The 19,917-nt window shown below is 62.7% G+C and carries 17 protein-coding genes; 3 read left to right on the plus strand and 14 right to left on the minus strand.

The features are described 5' to 3' along the window. Positions 1-16: 16 nt before the first annotated feature. Entirely contained in the window at positions 17-754 is a 738-nt protein-coding gene (gene lexA, locus AC0L16_RS06465; RefSeq protein ID WP_023801235.1) for a transcriptional repressor LexA, read from the plus strand. Here lexA and AC0L16_RS06470 read toward each other — a convergent pair. After that, positions 748-3,204: a ComEC/Rec2 family competence protein gene (locus tag AC0L16_RS06470; RefSeq protein WP_473619680.1), complete on the minus strand. Its 2,457-nt coding sequence runs from the start codon at positions 3,202-3,204 to the stop codon at positions 748-750. The genes lexA and AC0L16_RS06470 overlap by 7 nt on opposite strands. Before the next feature lie 102 nt (positions 3,205-3,306). Between AC0L16_RS06470 and gltX the strand changes: the two genes are divergently transcribed. Both gltX and gltA read left to right on the plus strand, forming a co-directional pair. Then, positions 3,307-4,731: a glutamate--tRNA ligase gene (gene gltX / locus AC0L16_RS06475; protein WP_473619681.1), complete on the plus strand. Its 1,425-nt coding sequence runs from the start codon at positions 3,307-3,309 to the stop codon at positions 4,729-4,731. Between the two features lie 181 nt (positions 4,732-4,912). Further along, the gene (gene gltA, locus AC0L16_RS06480; RefSeq protein WP_473619683.1) at positions 4,913-6,241 is read left to right on the plus strand and encodes a citrate synthase; all 1,329 of its coding nucleotides are present in this window, start codon (positions 4,913-4,915) and stop codon (positions 6,239-6,241) included. Between the two features lie 78 nt (positions 6,242-6,319). Here the strand turns inward: gltA and lpxB are convergent, their stop codons facing one another. The 13 genes from lpxB to rpsB form a co-directional block, all read right to left on the minus strand. After that, entirely contained in the window at positions 6,320-7,504 is a 1,185-nt protein-coding gene (gene lpxB, locus AC0L16_RS06485) for a lipid-A-disaccharide synthase (RefSeq protein ID WP_473619684.1), read from the minus strand. Continuing rightward, positions 7,494-8,396, minus strand: coding sequence for an LpxI family protein (locus tag AC0L16_RS06490; protein WP_473619685.1), 903 nt, complete (start codon positions 8,394-8,396; stop codon positions 7,494-7,496). The genes lpxB and AC0L16_RS06490 overlap by 11 nt, the downstream gene beginning before the upstream one ends. A gap of 6 nt (positions 8,397-8,402) precedes the next feature. After that, complete coding sequence (lpxA, locus tag AC0L16_RS06495) at positions 8,403-9,236, minus strand: acyl-ACP--UDP-N-acetylglucosamine O-acyltransferase (RefSeq protein ID WP_473619686.1); 834 nt, start codon at positions 9,234-9,236, stop codon at positions 8,403-8,405. 13 nt (positions 9,237-9,249) lie between these two features. Next, complete coding sequence (fabZ, locus tag AC0L16_RS06500; protein ID WP_292484378.1) at positions 9,250-9,708, minus strand: 3-hydroxyacyl-ACP dehydratase FabZ; 459 nt, start codon at positions 9,706-9,708, stop codon at positions 9,250-9,252. A gap of 1 nt (position 9,709) precedes the next feature. Next, on the minus strand, positions 9,710-10,768 hold the full coding sequence (gene lpxD / locus AC0L16_RS06505; RefSeq protein WP_254020112.1) for a UDP-3-O-(3-hydroxymyristoyl)glucosamine N-acyltransferase: 1,059 nt from the start codon (positions 10,766-10,768) through the stop codon (positions 9,710-9,712). Between the two features lie 180 nt (positions 10,769-10,948). Next, positions 10,949-13,300: an outer membrane protein assembly factor BamA gene (gene bamA, locus AC0L16_RS06510; RefSeq protein WP_473619688.1), complete on the minus strand. Its 2,352-nt coding sequence runs from the start codon at positions 13,298-13,300 to the stop codon at positions 10,949-10,951. 217 nt (positions 13,301-13,517) lie between these two features. Beyond that, a complete protein-coding gene (gene rseP / locus AC0L16_RS06515; RefSeq protein ID WP_473619689.1) occupies positions 13,518-14,660 on the minus strand; it encodes an RIP metalloprotease RseP in 1,143 nt (380 codons plus the stop codon). A 116-nt stretch (positions 14,661-14,776) separates the two neighbouring features. Further along, on the minus strand, positions 14,777-15,607 hold the full coding sequence (locus tag AC0L16_RS06520; RefSeq protein ID WP_473619690.1) for a phosphatidate cytidylyltransferase: 831 nt from the start codon (positions 15,605-15,607) through the stop codon (positions 14,777-14,779). Then, complete coding sequence (locus tag AC0L16_RS06525) at positions 15,604-16,335, minus strand: isoprenyl transferase (protein ID WP_473619691.1); 732 nt, start codon at positions 16,333-16,335, stop codon at positions 15,604-15,606. Before AC0L16_RS06525 ends, AC0L16_RS06520 begins: the two co-directional genes overlap by 4 nt. 32 nt (positions 16,336-16,367) lie before the next feature. Further along, positions 16,368-16,922: a ribosome recycling factor gene (gene frr / locus AC0L16_RS06530; protein ID WP_473619692.1), complete on the minus strand. Its 555-nt coding sequence runs from the start codon at positions 16,920-16,922 to the stop codon at positions 16,368-16,370. A gap of 122 nt (positions 16,923-17,044) precedes the next feature. Continuing rightward, a complete protein-coding gene (gene pyrH, locus AC0L16_RS06535; protein ID WP_023801221.1) occupies positions 17,045-17,767 on the minus strand; it encodes a UMP kinase in 723 nt (240 codons plus the stop codon). Between the two features lie 288 nt (positions 17,768-18,055). Continuing rightward, a complete protein-coding gene (gene tsf / locus AC0L16_RS06540; RefSeq protein ID WP_292398111.1) occupies positions 18,056-18,979 on the minus strand; it encodes a translation elongation factor Ts in 924 nt (307 codons plus the stop codon). Between the two features lie 115 nt (positions 18,980-19,094). Continuing rightward, on the minus strand, positions 19,095-19,907 hold the full coding sequence (gene rpsB, locus AC0L16_RS06545) for a 30S ribosomal protein S2 (protein WP_473619693.1): 813 nt from the start codon (positions 19,905-19,907) through the stop codon (positions 19,095-19,097). Positions 19,908-19,917: the final 10 nt, after the last annotated feature.

Below are 19,917 nucleotides of genomic sequence, written 5' to 3' on the forward strand. Positions count from 1 at the left end.
TCTGTTGGGGGTCGCGATGCTGACACGCAAACAACATGAACTGCTGATGTTCATCCACGAGCGGCTGAAGGAAAGCGGCATTCCGCCCTCGTTCGACGAGATGAAGGAAGCGCTCGACCTCGCCTCCAAATCGGGGATCCATCGGCTGATCACGGCGCTGGAGGAACGCGGTTTCATTCGCCGCCTGCCCAACCGCGCCCGCGCGCTGGAGGTGCTGCGCCTGCCCGATTCGATCGCGCCGGGCCTCAATGCGGCGCGCAAATTCTCGCCGAGCGTCATTCAAGGCAGCCTTGGGCAGGGCGGCCTCGGGCGCCAGATCAAGCCGGCGCCTTCGCGCATGCGTGCGGCCGGCAATGACGACGACGTCGTTGCCACCGTCTCCATACCGGTGATGGGCCGCATCGCTGCCGGTGTGCCGATCGACGCCATCCAGCACCAGACGCATTCGATCTCGGTGCCACCGGACATGATCACCGGCGGCACGCACTACGCGCTGGAGGTCAAGGGTGATTCGATGATCGAGGCCGGCATCTTCGACGGCGACACGGTCATCATCCGCAACGCCGATACGGCCCAGCCTGGCGAGATCATTGTCGCTCTGGTCGACGAGGAGGAAGCGACGCTGAAGCGGTTCCGCCGCAAGGGCGCCTCGATCGCCTTGGAAGCCGCCAATCCGGCCTACGAGACACGCATCTTCGGGCCGGACCGGGTCAAGGTGCAGGGCAAGCTCGTCGGACTGATCCGGCGTTACTGAGCGGCAGGCTTCTTGGGTTTCTCGGCTTTGCGGTAGGGCGGCAGGCCCCTCGCCTCGCGCGAAAATCGCCGCTGCTCATGCCAGGGCCTGTATGGCTGTCTGACGGCAAAACGGATTTCTGCGCGCGTCGTCGCCGATAGCGGATCGAAGAAGACGGCGGCGCTGCCCATGCGAGCGAGCTGCCGTTTGGTGACGACGAGAACCAGCGGATTGCGGCAGGGTTTGTAATAGGCTGTGGCATCGTCGATGACGATCAGATCCGCAAAGGCACAGGCTGGCCGCGCGGTTTTGCGGTCGTCGGCGACCGCGATGAGCGCGCCGGACGGATGCCGGGCGAGGCACAGGCCGGCAGTGCAGGTGAAAGGCGCTCCCGGCGGCAGGTCGGCCGGATCGGCGATGTCGGACTGCACATCTCCTTTCTCGAATGTCTCCGGCTCGACGATCGTCGTTGAAACCAGCGCATGTTTCCAGTTGTCGGTGGTGAATTCGTTCGAACGCATCCGGTTGACGGCAAGTTCGCCGCCGCCGATCGGCAGCGCCACCAGATGCGCATCCTCCGAGATCAGCACGTCGGGGTTGCGCGTCCCCGAAATCGTCAGCAGGCCGGCGAGCGCAAAGGGAAGTGCCGCAAGCCGCAGCCATGTCGTCGCCATCGTGGCGATGACCAGGGCGACCGTCACCAGCAGAACCGACTGCAACGAAATCAGTCCGACTGCATCGACCGGCGAACGCTCCGAAATCCATCCCGAAATTGCAATCATCACCGTCAGCCCCTTGCCCATCATGTAGAGGAAAGGGCCGTCGAGGCCGAAAGGCATTGCCAAGGCGCTGAGGACGGCCAGGAACATGACGATCGTGACGATCGGCATGACGGCCAGATTGGCGAACAGGCTGAGCGGCGAGACGCGCTGGAAGTGCCAGATGGCGAAGAGCGCGGTGGCGCTGCCGGCAATGATGGAGGTCATTGCGATGGTGCCTGCCCCAGCGACGAGTTTCTGGGTGACGAAAACGACCGGTGACCGTCTTTGGCGCGGCGCCGTGGCCTTGTCGGCACGATAGTCGGACCAACCGGCATAGGCACCCACGAGAGCCGCAGTCGCGGCGAAGGACATCTGGAAGCTTGCGCCGACCACCTCGTGCGGCGACACGATGATGACGGCGATGGCCGAAATCGCAAGGTTGCGCATGGTGAGTGCCGCCCGGTCGAACAGCACGGCTACAAGCATTACCGCCAGCATGATGAAGCTGCGTTCAGCCGCGACCACGATACCGGAAAAAATCAGATAGGCAGCGATGGAGACGAGTGCGGCAGCAGCCGCATATTTCTTGACCGGCCGGCGCGACGAAAAGTCGGGAAACAGCGCAAAGGCGCCGCGCAGCAATCCCATGACGGTGCCGGCGACAAGCGCCATGTGCAGGCCGGAAATGGAGATGATGTGGTAGATGCCGGTGCGCCGCATCGATTCGTTTATCGCTTCGGGGATGCCGGCCCGCACGCCGACGATCAGCGCAGCGGCGATCTCCCCCTCGGCACCACCGATGCTGTCCCTGATGTGGTCGGCGATGGCTTCGCGCGCCTTCTCGATCGACGAAGAAAGGCGGGCGGTAAACGGTGCTTCTTCGGAAACGACGATCTTTGGGCTGCCGAGGAAAAAGCCACTGGCACCGATACCGGCGAAATAGCTGTCAAAGGAGAAGTCAAAGCTGTCCGGCCTGACCGGGCCAGTCGGAGGCAAAAGCCTCACATAGCCGGTTGCCACCGAGCCTGCGGTCATCCCAGCGGGGATCTTGCGTGCCGAAACCCTGACGCGTTCGGGTGCATAACGCAGTGTCGGCCGGGCGGTCGACATCACGTCGATGGTCAGCCTGACCCGGCCGTTCGCCATCTGGTCGAGCCTGACGATACGGCCAGTCAGCTGGGTCTGGATTTCCGAACCGAGCATCTTCGTTCCGGCGCGCCAGGTTTCAAGCTTGGCGGCGAGCACACCAAGCGCGCACAGCAATGCTGCCATGAAGCACAGATGCGTTTTGCGGCGTGAGCGCGTGACGGCCGCACACAATGCCGTGAGCACCACGACGGCAATCGGCTGGGCAAAGTCCGGTTCGACGGCAAGCGAAAAATAGACAATCACTCCGCATGCCAGAAAAACCGGCACCAGCAGGAAGGCGACGCCGCGGTCGAATTCCAGGCCGGCTGCCGAGGCCACGCTGTTGCGGATACCGGATGGTGAAAGACGGCTGAGCTGTCGGCGAAAACGAATGACAGGGCCGGGTGCTGGAGCCGGTATCGGCGCGGCGCGGTCCGGCGAAACAGGCTGAATGCCCGGGTGCGACGCAGGCAGCGAAGCGGGTGGCGGCTCGGCGTCGGGAACGTCGGCAAACAGCGATCGTTCGCTGACGCTTGTGGTCGCGCCCTCGCTCTTGTCCGCGCCGCGGCCTGGTCCAGCCATCGGGTTCGCCCCTTGCGCCCTTGACCTCCTATGCTACATGAACGCGCGACGCGCGAAAGTCCGCGCAACCATATCCGTTTTCTGCGCTTGCCCAGGAGTTCCATGTCCGACAAGGTCGTCACCCGTTTTGCCCCTTCGCCCACCGGATTCCTGCATATTGGCGGGGCGCGCACGGCGCTGTTCAACTGGCTGTATGCGAGACACACCGGTGGCAAGATGCTGCTGCGCATCGAGGACACCGATCGCGAGCGTTCGACCGATGCCGCAACCGCTGCCATCCTCGATGGGCTCTCCTGGCTCGGCCTCACCTGGGACGGCGAGCCGGTATCGCAGTTCGAGCGCGCGCCGCGCCACCGCGCGGTCGCCGAGGAACTGGTTCGCCTCGGCAAAGCCTATTACTGCTATGCGACGCCGGCTGAGCTGGAGGCGATGCGCGAGAGCGCGCGGGCCAGGGGCTTGCCTCCTCGCTATGACGGCCGCTGGCGCGACCGCGACCCGTCAGAGGCGCCGGTTGGCGCCAGGGGCGCGATCCGCATCAAGGCGCCGGCCGACGGCGACACGGTGGTGCATGACCGCGTCCAGGGCGAAGTCCGCTTCCCCAACAAGGATCTCGACGATTTCATCATCCTGCGCTCGGACGGCAACCCGACCTATATGCATGCCGTCGTCGTCGACGACCACGACATGGGCATCACCCACATCATTCGCGGCGACGACCATCTGACCAATGCCGCCCGCCAGATGGTGATCTATCGAGCCATGGGCTGGGACGTTCCGTCGATGGCGCATATCCCGCTGATCCATGGCGCCGACGGCGCCAAGCTGTCGAAGCGGCACGGCGCCCTCGGCGTTGAAGCCTATCGTGCGATGGGCTATCTGCCCGAGGCACTGCTCAACTACCTGGCGCGGCTCGGCTGGAGCCACGGCGACGACGAGGTCATGTCGATCGCCGACATGATTGCGTGGTTTGACATCGGCGATGTCAACAAAGGGGCCGCCCGCTTCGACTTCGCCAAGCTCGAGGCGCTGAACGGCGTGCATATGCGCCGCATGAACGACGCCGAATTGCTCGATATCTTCATCAACACCATGCCCTATCTCGAAGGCGGCCCGGCGATCGCAGCGCGCCTCGACGACACACGCACGGCGCAGTTGCTTGCCGCCCTGCCCGGCTTGAAGGAGCGCGCCAAGACGCTGGTCGAGCTGGTTGACGGTGCCGCCTTCCTGTTTGCCGAGCGGCCGCTGCCGATCGACGAGAAAGCGGCGGCACTGCTCGGCGGTGAGGCGCGCGAGATCCTGCGGGGCGCCCATGCGGCGCTGAAGGCGATTTCAGGGGATTGGACGGCCGCAGCGGCGGAAGCGGCGATCCGCGAATATGCGCTTGCCGGCGGCCATAAGCTCGGCGCTGTGGCCCAACCTTTGCGCGCCGCGCTCACCGGCAAAAGCACCTCGCCCGGCGTGTTCGACGTGCTTGCCGTGCTTGGCCGCGAGGAAAGCCTGGCGCGCATCGCGGATCAAATCGATTAGCAAAACTGGCCCAAGAAGATTGGCATTGAAAGGTGGGTTTCGCAGTGCAACATTAGGTCCTGGCCCAATTTGGCACGCAAATCCAATTGCGGGCGCGACCGCGCGAACTCCGATGCTTCGGACGTGTTGCGTTGCAGATATTTTGCCTTTGCCGACACGAGAAAACAAAAAGGAGTTTGCAATGTCCGAAGCTGCGACAAAAATGGAATTTGGCGGCAAAACCCACGCGTCGACTGCGAAACTTGAATTCGGCGGCAAAACTCACGAACTCAAGGTGCGAAGCGGCTCGGTCGGACCTGATGTCATCGATATCGGCGCGCTTTACAGCACCACCGGGGCCTTCACCTATGATCCCGGCTTCACCTCGACGGCAAGCTGCGAGTCGGAAATCACCTTCATCGATGGCGATGCCGGCATCCTTTTGCATCGCGGCTATCCGATCGACCAGTTGGCCGAGCACGGCGACTTCCTCGAAGTCTGTTATCTCTTGCTCTACGGCGAACTGCCGACCAAGGCGCAGAAGGACGATTTCGACTACCGAGTGACGCGCCACACCATGGTGCACGAGCAGATGTCGCGCTTCTTCACCGGCTTTCGCCGCGACGCCCACCCGATGGCGGTGATGTGCGGCGTGGTCGGCGCGCTGTCAGCCTTCTATCACGATTCCACCGACATCTCGGACCCCTACCAGCGCATGGTCGCGTCGATGCGGCTGATCGCCAAGATGCCGACGATCGCGGCGATGGCCTACAAATATCACATCGGCCAGCCCTTCATTTACCCGAAGAACGAGCTGAATTTCGCGGCCAACTTCCTGCATATGTGTTTTGCCGTACCGTGCGAGGAATACAAGATCAACCCGGTGCTGGCGCGTGCGATGGAGCGCATCTTCATCCTGCACGCCGATCACGAGCAGAACGCCTCGACCTCGACCGTTCGCCTCGCCGGGTCGTCGGGTGCCAATCCGTTCGCCTGCATCGCCGCCGGCATCGCCTGCCTGTGGGGACCGGCGCATGGCGGCGCTAACGAGGCAGCCTTGAACATGCTGGGCGAGATCGGCCATGTCGACCACATCCCGGAATTCATCGCCCGCGCCAAGGATAAGAACGATCCGTTCCGATTGATGGGCTTTGGCCACCGCGTCTACAAGAACTACGATCCGCGCGCCAAGATCATGCAGAAGACCGCACATGAGGTCTTGGGCGAACTCGGCATCAAGGACGATCCGCTGCTCGACATCGCCATGGAACTGGAAAGGATCGCTCTGACCGATTCCTATTTCATCGAGAAGAAGCTTTATCCGAACGTCGATTTCTATTCCGGCATCACGCTGAAGGCGCTGGGCTTCCCCACCACCATGTTCACCGTGCTGTTCGCGGTCGCCCGCACCGTCGGCTGGATCGCGCAGTGGAAAGAGATGATCGAGGATCCGCACCAGAAGATCGGCCGCCCGCGCCAGCTCTATACAGGTGCGCCGGAACGCGACTACGTGCCGATTGCGAAGAGATGAGTGAGTAGCGAATAGCGAGTAGCGAGTAGCGAGTAGCGAGTAGTATCTTAGACACCTAGCGATGCCGCTCACTACTCACTACTCACTACTCACTACTCCCTTCTTGATGTACCTCATCACAACCCCCGCAGCGATGTCGCCGGACGGTCTGTCGACGGCCATGCGTCTGGCCACCTCGGCAAAACCGTCCTTCTGCCATGCGCGATAGGGGGTGTCGGAAAACAGCGCCTCCAACTGCCGCGCCAGATAGTGCGGCCGCACATATTCGTTGTAGTTTTCCGGCACGATCGGGCGGTCGGCGATGAGATTGGGCAAGGCGGCGCTCCATACGGTGATCAGGCGTTGGGCCATCCGCATGACCGGATCGAGCCGGTAGCAGGAGATCATCGGCACACCTGACAGCGCCAGTTCCAGCGACACCGTTCCCGATGCGATCAGCGCTGCATCGGCCTTGCCGAAGGCCTGCCATTTGCGCTCGGGATCAAGGATGATCTCCGGCTTCTCGTCCCAGCTTGCCACCGAAGCCCTGACCAGGTCGGCGACATGTGGCACCGTCGGCAACAGCAGGCGCAAGCGGTGTCCGCGCGCACGCAGGATCGAGATCGTCTTGCCGAATGGGCCGGCCATCCTTCGCACCTCGCCGCGACGCGAGCCGGGCAGCACAAGCAGTGTCTTCACACGATCGTCGGACAGGTCGCGCGGCAGGCTTTGCGCCTTGGCGGCGCCGAGCACGCCCGGATCATGCCTAAGGCGATGGCCGACATAGGTGCCGGTCGGACCGCCGAGGCGGGCGAGTTCCCTCACTTCGAACGGCAGGATGCAGAGGATATGGTCGACATACGGTTTCATCGCCACCGCCCTGCCCGGCCGCCACGCCCAGACGCTCGGGCAGACATAGTGGACGATCGGGATTGCCGGATCGGCGGCACGCACCTTTTTCGCCACGCGCAGCGAAAAATCCGGGCTGTCGATGGTGATGAGGCAGTCGGGCTTTTCATTGGCGACCGCACCGGCTGTCTGGCTGATCCGTCGTATCAGGCGCGGCAGATCGCGCAGGATGGCGCTCAATCCCATCAGCGCGATCTCGCCGCCGTCGAACAGCGGCGTGAGGCCGAGCGCCTGCAAATGCCGGCCGCCGATGCCGACGAGCCGGACCTCGCGGCCGGTCGCGCGCTTGAGCGCCGCTACGATGTCGGCGCCAAGCAGATCGCCGGATTCCTCGCCGGCGACGATCGCGATCTTCAGCGGTCGCTCAGTCGCCATGCGCCGGCTCCGCAGCGGGCAGGCCGATCACGAACAGGCCGAGCGCGTTGGCGCGAGCGACGACTGTCGGGCCTTCCAGAACCAGCGAGCGGCCAGCTTCGACGGCAATGCCGGCAAGTCCGGCGGCATGCGCCGCCTCGATCGTCTGCGGTCCGATGGAGGGCAGATCGGCGCGCAACTCCTGGCCAGGCTTGGCGCATTTGACCAGGACGCCGCGCGTTCTGCCGGCCAGCCTGCCATGGCCGCGCAACTGCCGTGTTCGATCGAGCAATCCGTCGGTACCCTCGATGCCTTCCAGCGCGATGGCGCGGCCGCCGATCGCAACAGCCGCCTGGCCGATATCAAGCGCGCCGATGGCTATTGCCGCTGCGTGGGCCGCTTTGATGTCGCGCCAGTCGGATTTCTGCGGCGCTGCCTTGGTCAGCGCGCCTTCGGCGGCGACCAGTTCCGGCACGATCTCATGGGCGCCGACCACCTTGACGCCACGCGCCTCCAGCGCCCGCGTCAAAACCTTCAGCAGGCCGTCGTCGCCGCGGGCAAGCGCCATGACCACCGAAGGCACCACGGCAAGCAAGGCAAGGCTCGGGCGCATGTCGATCAGCCGAGGCCGGCGCCTGATCTCGCCGGCAAGAACCAGATGGCTGATCCGTCGACGCTTCAGCAACGAAGCGAGTGAACCGATGTCTTCCAGAGCGAGATTCTCATGCTCGTAGCCGCCGAGCTCGGACTTGCGGTCGGCTTCGCCCTCGATCAGGATAATGACCGGCGGATAGCCTTGTGCGGCCAGGCTGATCGCAACTTCGACCGGCAAGCTGCCGCCGCCGGCGATGATGCCGACCCTGGCGTCTGGCGCGAGATCAAGGCCCGTCCTGGTGGCCTCAATCTTTGTCATCTGCCCTCAATCTTCGTCATCTGCATCGTCGCGGCCGCCAGCCTTGAGCGACGGGACGGCATAGTGCCGCTTACCGCGACTGGCGATGAAATCGATGATCTTCATGGCGGTCGGTGACGAGGCGAATTCCGCCTTGGCGAACTCGATGTTTTCGCCGACGGTTCGGGAGCGATCGAAGATCGTCCTGTAGGCCCTGCGCAGCGTGTGGATCTCGGAGCGCGGCAGGCCGGCGCGCTTCAGGCCGATGATGTTGAGGCCGCGAAGGCTGGCGCGATTGCCGACGGCGATGGCGTAGGGAATGACATCGCCGACGAATGCCGAGCAACCGCCGAGAAAGGCGTTGTCGCCGACGCGGACAAACTGATGAACGGCGCTGAGACCACCGATATAGACGTTGTCGCCGATCTCACAATGGCCGCCCAGCGTCGCCTGATTGGCGAAGGTGGCGTTCTTGCCGACGATGCAATCATGCGCGATGTGGGCGTAGGCAAGGAAGTTGCCGTTGTCGCCGATCGTCGTCTCGCCGCGGCTGGAATCGGTGCCGAGGTGCATGGTCACGCCTTCGCGGATCGTGCAGTTCTCGCCGATGACCAGCGTGGTGCGGCCGCCCTTGTGCTTGGTGTTCTGTGGCGGGGCGCCCAGTGTCGCCATCGGATAGACCTTGGTCGACGCACCGATGGTGGTCGCGCCGATCACCGAGATGTGGCTGGACAGTTCGACGCGGTCGCCGATCACCGCGTCGGCGCTGATGTGGCAGAATGGCCCGATGCGGACACCTTCGCCGATTTTGGCGCCGGCCTCGATGACCGAAGATGGATGGATGACTGTCTGGATTTTCATAAGCATTCGATCGTCAGTCGCTCGTAACCATCATCGCCGAGATCTCGGCTTCCGCGGCCTTGACGCCGTCGACGAGAGCCTCGCAGGCGAATTTGAGCAGGTTGCCGCGTTTCTTGATTTTCTTCACATGGATCTTCAACTGGTCGCCGGGAACGACCGGTTTACGGAATTTGGCGTTGTCGATGGTCAGGAAATAGACCAGCGACGGTTTTTCGGTACCGAGGCTGCGGATGCAGATGGCGCCGGCCGTCTGCGCCATCGCCTCGACGATCAGCACGCCGGGCATGACCGGCTGATCCGGGAAATGACCTTGGAAATGCGGCTCGTTTATGGTCACGTTCTTGATGCCGGTGGCGGACTCGTCGCCATCGATATCGATGATGCGGTCGATCATCAGGAACGGATAGCGATGCGGCAGGAGCTTCATCAGCCCCAATATGTCGACCGCCTCGAGCGTTGTCGCCGCAACCATCTCAGCTCTTCCCTCCGTCGCCCGATTTGCGGGCCCTGGCCAGTCTTCGCAGAGCCGCGATCTCCCGCATGGCTTCCGCCATCGGCTGCGCCGGGTACCCTCCCCAAATCTCGCCCGCGGGGACGTTGCTCATGAACCCGCTTCTTGCAGCTAGCTTGGCCCCTGTTCCTACCGTCAGGTGATCCGCAAGACCGACACCGCCACCCATGGTGACGTTGTCGCCCACCGTTACGGAACCGGAAATACCCGAAAGGCCGGCAATTATGCAATTGCGGCCGATGCGGACGTTATGAGCAATCTGGACCAGATTGTCGATCTTGGTGCCTTGACCGATAATCGTGTCGGACATGGCGCCACGATCGACCGTGGTGTTGGAGCCGATCTCGACGTCGTCCTGGATAACGACCCGGCCGATTTGCGGCACGCGCTCCGGGCCCTTGGCGCCGGCCACGAAGCCAAAACCGTCCTGGCCGATGCGGGCGCCGCCATGAATGATGACGCGGTTGCCGATCAGCGCGTACTGGATGCTGGCGCCTGGGCCGACATAGCCGTCGCGGCCGAACTGGCAGGAGGGACCGATAACGGCATGAGGAGCAATGACGGTTCCGCTGCCGATAGAAGCGCGAGGGCCGATGATCGCGCCGGCCTCGACGATCGCGCCGGCCTCGACACGCGCCGATGGATCGATATGGGCATGCGGCGAGATACCGGTTTCACCGGTCATCGGCGCCGGTGTCGCAGCCGCCGGGAAAAGCAGGCGTCCGACCATCGCGAAGGCCTGTTGCGGGCGCGGATGGACCAGAACCGCGATACCCGCCGGCGCTTTGCCGGCAAATTCCGCGGGGCAGAGAACCGCCGCTGCTCGCAGCGATTGCATCAGCGCGAAGTTGCGTCTGCCATCGACGAAGACAAGAGCGTGCTCGCCGCCTTCGCTTGCCGGCGCCAGGGCTTCGATCGATCTATCGGAGAGGCCGGAATCGACAAGCACCGAGCCGGTCAGATTCGCGACTTCGCCAGCCGTATACCGGCGTGATGGCGCGAAGAACACCGGATCGGTCATTCCAGAAGCTATATCCAGCTAGCGCATGACCCCGAAAATCGGAATCGATTTTCGGAAAGGATCAGGCGCAAAATCAAAGTCCTGCAGCGTCCTTTGCGCGTCCAGGAGGACGCGCGGCGCCGTAGTGTCGAATTACTCTCTTCCGGACCCATATGGCCCGGAAGTACCGGCGCCCGCCGATCAGAAGCGGGACGATATGCCGAAGTTGAATTCCTGCACCTCGTCGGTGTCCTCCTTGAGGACCGGGATCGCATAGTCGATGCGGATTGGGCCAAAGGGCGACGCCCACATCATGCCGAGACCGACCGAGGCGCGCCACTCCATCCCGGTTGTCGATGGATCGACACCCGCCACATCGTTGCCATAAAGTGTCGCCGCATCGGCAAAGACCGCGCCGCGCAGGCCGAAGCTCTCCGGAATCACCGGCATCGGAAACTGAGCTTCCGCCGAGGCGTTGAAATAGGTGGTGCCACCGAGATGGTCGTCAAAGCCCTGGTCGTCGACAGGACCGATGCCGCCATAGGCGAAGCCGCGGATCATACGGTCGCTGCTCTGGAAATGGTCGAAGATACGCAGGTCGTCGTCGCTGCCGTAGCCCTGGATATGGCCCGCTCCACCCGAAATCAAACCAACCAGATCAAGCTGCTCAGACAATGTCTGGTAAACGGTGCCACGCGCTGTCACCTTGACGAATTTGGCGTCGCCGCCGAGGCCGGCGAATTCCGTGGTGACATTGCCGAAGATGCCTTCATGCGGGCTCTTCATGTCGTCGATGGTATTGTAGACCAGGCTGAGACTGACCGACGACTTGAGCCACGGGCTTTCCTCAATGCCGTTTAGGATAGCCGTAGAGACGTCGCACCCGGCGTTGGGATCGCAGCCATCGTCGAGCTCATACTTCTCCTGCGAGATATTATACGCCAGCTGCGTCGAGATGTCGTCGGTGATTGGCAGGCCGAAGCGCACTGTCCCGCCCGTCGTCTCGCTCTGGTAGTCGTCGTATTCCCTGGTCCGGTTGAAGACATCGAAACCGGCAGCGATACGCCGCCCGAGGAAATAGGGCTCGGTGAAGGAGAAGCTGTAGTCACGTGAATTCTTGCCGCCGCCCGCCGATAGCCTGATGAACTGGCCGCGTCCGAGGAAGTTGCGCTCGGTGATCGATCCTTCGATGGATGGGCCGTCGGTGTCGCCGCCTGTCGAATAGCCGGCGCCGACCGAGAACTCGCCGGTCGATTTCTCAACCACGTCGACCACCAGCACCACCTGGTCCGGCTCAGAGCCGGGCACGGTCGAAACCTCGACCTTCTCAAAAAAATCGAGCGCTTCCAGCCGTTTCTTCGCGCGCTGAATGAGAACCTGGTTGAAGGCATCGCCCTCACTCACGTCGAATTCGCGGCGAATGACATAGTCGCGTGTCCGGTCGTTGCCGCGAATCTCGATGCGCTCGACATAGGCCTTGGTGCCCTGGTCGATCGTATAGACCACTGAAATGGTGTGGTTCTCGAAATTGCGGTCGCCGCGCGGCGTCACCTGGGCGAAGGGATAGCCGGAACCGGCGACCCTCTCGGTCAATGCGATGATGGTGTCTTCGACGTTCTCGGCGTTGTATACATCGCCCTTGTGGGTTTCGACCACCGACTGCAGCGATGCGGGGTCGACCTCGGGAATCGTGCTCTCGACGCTGACGTCGCCGAAGGTGTAGCGGTCGCCCTCCTGCACGGTGATGGTCACCGTGTATTTATTGGTGGTTTCGTCGAGTTCGCCGACCGCGGAAATCACCTGGAAGTCGGCATAGCCGTGATTGTAATAGAAACGGCGCAGCAACTCCTGGTCGGCGCGCAGCTTGTCTTCGTCGTAGACGTCATCGCGCAGCACGTACGACAGGATGGTCGAGCGCTTGGTCGAGATGACGTCGGACAGGCGGCGGCTCGAATAGGCGCTGTTGCCGACGAAATTGATCGCGGCGATCTGCGTTCGGCCGCCTTCATTGATGTTGAAGATCACGTTCACGCGGTTGTCGCCGAGATCCATGATCTGGGTGGTCACGGCGGCGTCATCGCGGCCGATACGCCTGTAGGCGGCCTTGACCGCTTCGACATCGGCATCGAGCGCCTGCTGCGAGAACGTTCCACGCGGCTTCAACTGGACCGCGGCCGCAAGCGCGTTGTCCTTGAGCTTCTTGTTGCCCTGGAACAGCACCTGGTTCACGACCTGATATTCGGAAACCTTGATGACCAGTGTCGAACCGACCTGGTTGATCTGGACGTCAGAGAACAGCCCGGTGCCGAACAGCGCCTTGACCGCCTCGTCGATATCGGCGCTGGAAAAGGCCTTGCCGGGCTTGATCGTGACGTAGTTGCGGATCGTGTCGGCCTCGACACGCTGATTGCCGCTGACTTCAACTCTTGAAACAACAGCGGCCTCGGCCGCCGATGTGGCAACGAACTGCACTGCGACCGCACCTGGTACGACCAAGGCGGCGGACAGGGCCACCGCGGACGCGGCGCTCAGAAACTTGGATGCTGCCTTCATCGGGCTTTTGTACCTTTTCTCGAAGTCCCCACGGCGAGAAAACCGGACGTGCGGTAATTTCCCCTACCGTATTAACCGGATTTTCCCTACACGCAAGGCTCCTGGTTAATTTGTATTTACTTAACCGAATTGCGTGGCTTTCGCGTCACGCATATCCCCACGCATGGTAAACGGCGTCTCAACATTGGCTGTGCTGAAGCCAAATTTCTTCATGATTTCAGCATCCAAACAGATCGTTCCAGAAAACAAACCCCATGAAGGCCAAGACGAGAAGCAGGCCAGCCCTGTAGCCCAACTCCATCATCCGTTCCGACACCGGTCGCCGAATGACGGCCTCCACGCCGTAGAACAGGAGATGGCCGCCGTCGAGCGGCGGAATCGGCAAAAGGTTCAGAATACCGATCCCGACCGACAGCAGCGCTACAAGTTGGACAAGCCAGTCGAAGCCAAGTTTTGCCGCCTGCCCCGACATCTTTGCGATCTTGATTGGGCCGCCCAGCTGGCATTTGTCTTCGCGACCGACAACGAAACGCTGCAGGAACTGACCGGTGCGCTGAATGATGTATCCCGTCTCCTCGACCGCCGCCCCTACCGCTCCGACCGGGTTGTAGGTGATCAGCCTGGGCTGGCCGAATTCCTGGTTGTTGACGACACCGATCACCGCCACCTTGACCTTGTTGCCCAGCCCGTCTTGCTGCTCCATCAATTCCGGCGTCGCCGTAACGGTGATCTCCTTGCCGTCGCGCAGCATGACGAAGGTGATGGGGTCGCCACCGCGGCCCGAGACCCGGCGCTGGACGTCGGCGAAGGTCTGGACCTTGCTGCCGTCGACGCTGACAAATCGGTCGCCGGGCAGGATGCCGGCCCTGGCCGCTGGGCTGCCCGTGGTGACGTCAGCCACCATAGGCTCCAGCACGGGCCGGCCATAGGCGGAAAACAGCACCGCAAAGACGGCGATCGTCAGCAGAAAATTGAACAGCGGGCCGGCCACCACAGTTGCCGCGCGCTTCCAGACCGGCTGCGTGTGAAAAGCGACCTTGCGTTCGGCAGCCGTCAGCGTTTCGATCTCCTCCGAGCTGGGCTGGCTCGAGGTGGCGTTCATGTCGCCGACGAATTTGACGTAGCCGCCGAGTGGTATGGCGCAGAGTTTCCAGCGCGTGCCATGGCTGTCATTAAAGCCGAAGATCTCCGGGCCGAAGCCGATCGAAAAGACCTTCACGCCGATCCCGCACCAGCGGCCGACGAGATAATGGCCCATCTCGTGAACGAACACGACGACGGTCAGCACGAACAGGAAAGGCACCAGCGTACCGAGGACAAAGCCCTCCGTGCTGAAAACCGCGTGAAGAATCTCGTTCAACTCATGTCCTCAAAATTCGTCCGCAGCACGGTGGTACCGCGACTGTGGCACCAATCCAGGCGAATCCATGGCGCATCCTGCGCAGGTCAAGAAACCAGGCCCGCAATCAATGCCGATCAAGCTGGAAACAGTCCCTGTGCCGGATGGTCGGCGGTCGCCGAAATCCAGCCGATGACGTACAGGGCGAAAGCCGCCGCGACAAGCCCGTCGACCCGGTCCATGACGCCGCCATGGCCCGGTATCAGCGTGCCCGAATCCTTGCGGTTGTGGCGCCGCTTCACCCATGATTCGAAAAGGTCGCCAGCCTGGGAGACGAGCGAAAGCACCAGCGCGACGACGCCGAGCACTGCGAGATTGCCTGCTCCGGCCACAGCGGCCAGAAGCAGCCCGGCAACCACGCCGCCGACGGCGCCGCCGAGTGCCCCGCTCTGCGTCTTGCCTGGTGAGATCGACGGCGCCAGCTTGGGCCCGCCGACAGCGCGGCCGACGAAATAAGCTGCTATGTCGGTCGCCCAAACCACCGCGAACAGGAAGAGAATGGCGACGAGGCCGGGATGGTCGCCGTCACGCAACAGGGCAAGTGACAGTCCGGAAATCGCGGCATAGGTGAGGCCGGACGCGTCCCACTGTACCGCCTGGTGCATCGACGGCTGGCGCATCGAAGCCACGACCACGGTGACAACGACCATCACCGCCACAAGAAGCAGCAGCCAGGACGCCGGCAGGCCAGCGACCAAGGCGCCGACGAAAACCAGAAGCAGCGCTTCCGGCAGAAGACCAAGACCCGTGGCGGCGACCGGGCGGCACATTCGCGTCCATTCGTAGAAGATCAGGATCGTCATGGCGGCGCAAAGCAGCCGGAAGGGCAGTCCGCCGAGCCAGGTCAGGCCAAGCGTGACGACCGCAAGCACGACGGCAGAAATAACGCGAAGCTGGAGGTTGCTCATCCCTTGGCTGTCACGGCGACGTCTTCAGCGCCAAGCCCGCCGAAACGGCGCTCGCGACCGGCAAAGTCGCGCAATGCGTCAGCCAAATGCTCGCGGCTGAAATCGGGCCAGTAGCAAGGCAGGAAGACAAGTTCGCTGTAAGCCGCTTGCCACAGAAGGAAATTCGACAGCCTGAGCTCACCGCTGGTACGGATGACCAGTTCCGGATCCGGAATCCCCTGGGTGTCGAGAGAGCCGGCAAAGGATTCGGCCGTGATCGCCTCGCTGTCGAGCTCGCCGCGCGCCACCGCCGCGGCAAGTTTGCGCGCGGTGCGCACGATCTCGTCGCGCCCGCCATAGTTGAAAGCGATGACCAGGGTCAGCGCGTCGTTGCGGACGGTCAGCGTTTCGGCCTCTTCAAGCAGGCTCCTGATGTCAGGCTTCAGCCCTGCCCTGTCGCCGATGATCCTGACCCGCACGCCATTTTGGTGCAGTTCGGCGAGGTCGCGGCGGATGAAGATTTTCAACAGGCCCATCAGGTCGCTGACTTCGGACTTCGGCCGCGACCAGTTTTCCGACGAGAAGGCGTAGACGGTCAGGAACGAGATGCCAAGGCCAGGAGCGGCGCGCACCGTGTTGCGCAGCGCCTCGACGCCGGCACGATGCCCAGCAAGCCGTGGCAAGCCACGCGCCTTGGCCCAGCGTCCGTTTCCGTCCATGATGATCGCGACATGCGCGGGGCTTGTCATGTTCTCGCTTTCGAGCCAGCAGTGGCCAGACCCTAAACCTGCATGATTTCAGCTTCCTTATCGGAAAGCAGATGGTCGATGGTACCGATCATCTCGTCGGTGAGCTTTTGGACCTGGTCGGACCGCTTGCGATGATCGTCCTCGCTGATATCGCCGTCCTTTTCCGCCTTTTTGAGAAACTCCATGCCGTCGCGGCGCACGTGGCGCACGGCGATGCGCGCATTCTCGGCATAACCGTGCGAGATCTTGACCAGCTCCTTGCGGCGCTGTTCGTTGAGCTCGGGCAGCGGAATTCTGAGATTGGTGCCGTCGACGATCGGATTGAAACCGAGATTGGATTCGCGGATGGCGCGATCGACCGCGCCGACCATCGACTTGTCCCAGACCGAAACCGAAATCATGCGCGGCTCCGGCACCGACACGTTTGCCACCTGGTTGATCGGCATCGTGGTGCCGTAGGCCTGCACCTGGATCGCGTCGAGCAGGTTGCTCGAAGCGCGGCCGGTCCGCAGCGAAGCCAGATCGTGCTTGAACGCAGCGATCGCCCCGTCCATGCGCCGTTTGAGATCATCGAATTCGCCACTCATCATCGTCTCCTCGACCCGTTAGCCGGGTTCACTTCAGGGTATCCCGTATTCAAGCCTCGATTCAAAAACCGGTTCCCGTTTTTCGCCTACGGAAAACCTTCGGTTCGGGATCGGGCCCCCGATCAGTCGTCCGTGACGACCGTGCAACGGCCGCCGCCCCTCAGAATATCACCGAAACCACCCTTCTCGTGGATCGAATAGACGATTATCGGGATGTTGTTTTCGCGCGCAAGTGCAATCGCGGCCGTATCCATGATCGAGAGACCGCGTTTTATGACTTCGCCATGGCTGATGCGCTCGAAGCGGGTCGCATGCGGGTCCTTCTTGGGATCGGCGGAATAGACGCCGTCGACCTGGGTGCCCTTGAACAGCGCGTCGGCGCCGATTTCCGCCGCGCGCAACGCCGCGGCCGAATCGGTGGTGAAGAACGGATTGCCAGTGCCGCCGGCAAAGATGACGACCTTGCCCTGGTTCATGTAGGCGGTCGCCTGGCGCTGCGAAAAGCTCTCGCAAAGCTCAGGCATGGCGATTGCAGACAGCACCACCGCGTCGACGCCGATCTTGTTCAACGAGGTGCGCAGCGCCAGCGAGTTGATGACGGTGGCGAGCATGCCCATATGGTCGCCGGTGACGCGATCTCCGCCCTTGGAGGCAACGGCGACGCCGCGAAAGATGTTGCCGCCGCCAATGACGACCCCGACCTCGATGCCCAGGGTACGGGCCTCGGCGATGTCGGCGGCGATGCGATCGACCACCGACACGTCGATGCCGAAATGCTGCTCACCCATCAGCGCTTCGCCCGACGCTTTCAGCAAGACACGTCGGTAGAGGGGCTTCACCGTCATCTGGTCCTCATCATTATGCGTGTGACGCGCCCGGGGCTTCCCCGCGCAGGCGCTGCCCCGAAACATTGGCGTTCCGATACACGAAGGGCGCTGCGATGTCACGCGGCGCCGGAACCGGTAAACGCTCTTCCGGCCATTGGCTTACACCAGCAAATGCAACTTGCACGAGCAGATCCTTGCATTAGCGGATCCGGGCGCCGACGCCTGGCCTTCATCGATACCGCGCAAGAAATCGGCCGGGCATCCTCGCGAACACCCGGCCGTAAAAGTCTTTTCAGAAAGAGCGTTTTACTTCTTGACCGCTGCCGCGACTTCCGCCGCAAAGTCGGTCTCGTCCTTCTCGATGCCCTCGCCGAGCGCGAAGCGCAGATAGGCAGTGATTTTGGCCGGTGCGCCGATTTCCTTCTCGGCATCCTGCAGCGCCTTCTCGACGGTGATGTCAGGATTGAGCACGAAAGCCTGCTTGAGCAGCACGACCTCTTCGTAGAACTTGCGCAGGCGGCCCTCGACCATCTTCTCGATAATCGCTTCCGGCTTGCCCGACTGGCGCGCCTGGTCGGCGAAGATCGCCTTTTCGCGCTCGACCGCCGCCGGGTCGAGTTCTTCCGTGGTCAGCGCCATCGGGTTGGTGGCGGCGACATGCATGGCGACCTGACGCGCAAAGGCGTTGGCAGCCTGCGCGTTGCCAGATGTCTCGATGGCGACCAGCACGCCGAGCTTGCCAAGGCCGTCGGCAACCGCGTTGTGGACGTAGGTTGCGACGGCACCCTGCTCGACGGTGAGCTTGGCCGAACGGCGGAAGCCAAGATTCTCGCCAATGGTGCCGACAGCGTCCTTGATGGTGTCGGCAACCGACTTGTCGGAACCCGGATACGGGGCAGCTGCGACGGCCTCGGTCTTGCCGCCATAGGCGAGCGCCACCTTGGCGACGTTGGCGACGATCTCCTGGAAGGCAGCGTTGCGGGCAACGAAGTCGGTCTCGGAATTGACCTCAACGACCGCCGCCTCGCGGATACCGGAATCCACGCCGATAAGGCCTTCGGCCGCGGTACGGCCGGCCTTCTTGTCGGCCTTGGAGATGCCCTTCTTGCGCAGCCAGTCGACGGCCTCTTCCATGTTGCCGTTGGTCTCGTTCAACGCCATCTTGCAGTCCATCATGCCCGCGCCGGTCAAGTCGCGGAGTTCTTTGACCTGTGCAGCCGAAATGCTCATTGTCGCCTCTTTGTTTAAAATGCACCGACGCACCGATCCTCGATGATGCGCCTGGCGCCAGCGCTTAGCGCGCCAAAAATATGAGAAAGATGAAGGCCGAAACCGGCCTTCGCTGTTACGCTTCCGGTGTCTGGGCGGCCGGAGTCTGAGCGGCCGGTGTCTCGGCCTTCGGCGTCGGCTCGAGTGCCGGCTCGATCGGAGCCTCGGCCAAAGCGCCGACGTCGACGCCAAGCGCGCCCTGCTGGCGAGCAATGCCGTCGATTGCAGCCTTGGCGATCAGATCGCAATAGAGCTGGATGGCGCGGGCCGCGTCGTCATTGCCAGGAATCGGGAAATCGATCTTGTCCGGGTCGCAGTTGGAATCGATGATGGCGACGACCGGGATGCCGAGACGCTTGGCCTCGAGGATGGCGATCGCTTCCTTGTTGGTGTCGATCACGAACATCAGGTCGGGCGTCGAGCCCATGTCCTTGATGCCGCCCAGCGCCTTGTCGAGCTTCTCGCGCTCGCGGTCGAGGTTAAGGCGCTCCTTCTTGGTCAGCCCCTGGGCCTCGCCAGCCAGCATCTCGTCAAGCTTGCGCAGGCGCTGGATGGAGTTCGAGATCGTCTTCCAGTTGGTCATCATGCCGCCGAGCCAGCGGGAGTTGACATAGTACTGGGCCGAGCGCTGCGCGGCGTCGGCAACGATGTCGGACGCCTGGCGCTTGGTGCCGACGAACAGCACGCGGCCACCCTTGGCGACGGTGTCGGAAACCTGCTTCAGCGCCTGGTGCAGCAGCGGCACCGTCTGCGAGAGGTCGATGATGTGGATGTTGTTGCGGGCGCCATAGATATAGGGCGCCATCTTCGGGTTCCAGCGGTGGGTCTGGTGGCCGAAGTGAATGCCAGCTTCCAAAAGCTGGCGCATGCTGAAATCAGGCAGAGCCATTCTTATGTCC

Source organism: Mesorhizobium sp. WSM4848 (genome assembly GCF_055811375.1).

Excerpts from the sequence above, each read along its gene's own strand:
- lpxA (WP_473619686.1), bottom strand. The coding sequence starts at position 9,236 with ATGAAAATCCAGACAGTCATCCATCCATCTTCGGTCATCGAGGCCGGC.
- AC0L16_RS06525 (WP_473619691.1), bottom strand. The coding sequence starts at position 16,335 with ATGACAAGCCCCGCGCATGTCGCGATCATCATGGACGGAAACGGACGC.
- lpxD (WP_254020112.1), bottom strand. The coding sequence starts at position 10,768 with ATGACCGATCCGGTGTTCTTCGCGCCATCACGCCGGTATACGGCTGGC.
- bamA (WP_473619688.1), bottom strand. The coding sequence starts at position 13,300 with ATGAAGGCAGCATCCAAGTTTCTGAGCGCCGCGTCCGCGGTGGCCCTG.
- fabZ (WP_292484378.1), bottom strand. The coding sequence starts at position 9,708 with ATGGTTGCGGCGACAACGCTCGAGGCGGTCGACATATTGGGGCTGATG.
- AC0L16_RS06470 (WP_473619680.1), bottom strand. The coding sequence starts at position 3,204 with ATGGCTGGACCAGGCCGCGGCGCGGACAAGAGCGAGGGCGCGACCACA.
- tsf (WP_292398111.1), bottom strand. The coding sequence starts at position 18,979 with ATGAGCATTTCGGCTGCACAGGTCAAAGAACTCCGCGACTTGACCGGC.
- frr (WP_473619692.1), bottom strand. The coding sequence starts at position 16,922 with ATGAGTGGCGAATTCGATGATCTCAAACGGCGCATGGACGGGGCGATC.
- gltA (WP_473619683.1), top strand. The coding sequence starts at position 4,913 with ATGTCCGAAGCTGCGACAAAAATGGAATTTGGCGGCAAAACCCACGCG.
- AC0L16_RS06490 (WP_473619685.1), bottom strand. The coding sequence starts at position 8,396 with ATGACAAAGATTGAGGCCACCAGGACGGGCCTTGATCTCGCGCCAGAC.
- rpsB (WP_473619693.1), bottom strand. The coding sequence starts at position 19,907 with ATGGCTCTGCCTGATTTCAGCATGCGCCAGCTTTTGGAAGCTGGCATT.
- lexA (WP_023801235.1), top strand. The coding sequence starts at position 17 with ATGCTGACACGCAAACAACATGAACTGCTGATGTTCATCCACGAGCGG.
- lpxB (WP_473619684.1), bottom strand. The coding sequence starts at position 7,504 with ATGGCGACTGAGCGACCGCTGAAGATCGCGATCGTCGCCGGCGAGGAA.
- gltX (WP_473619681.1), top strand. The coding sequence starts at position 3,307 with ATGTCCGACAAGGTCGTCACCCGTTTTGCCCCTTCGCCCACCGGATTC.
- pyrH (WP_023801221.1), bottom strand. The coding sequence starts at position 17,767 with ATGACGGTGAAGCCCCTCTACCGACGTGTCTTGCTGAAAGCGTCGGGC.
- AC0L16_RS06520 (WP_473619690.1), bottom strand. The coding sequence starts at position 15,607 with ATGAGCAACCTCCAGCTTCGCGTTATTTCTGCCGTCGTGCTTGCGGTC.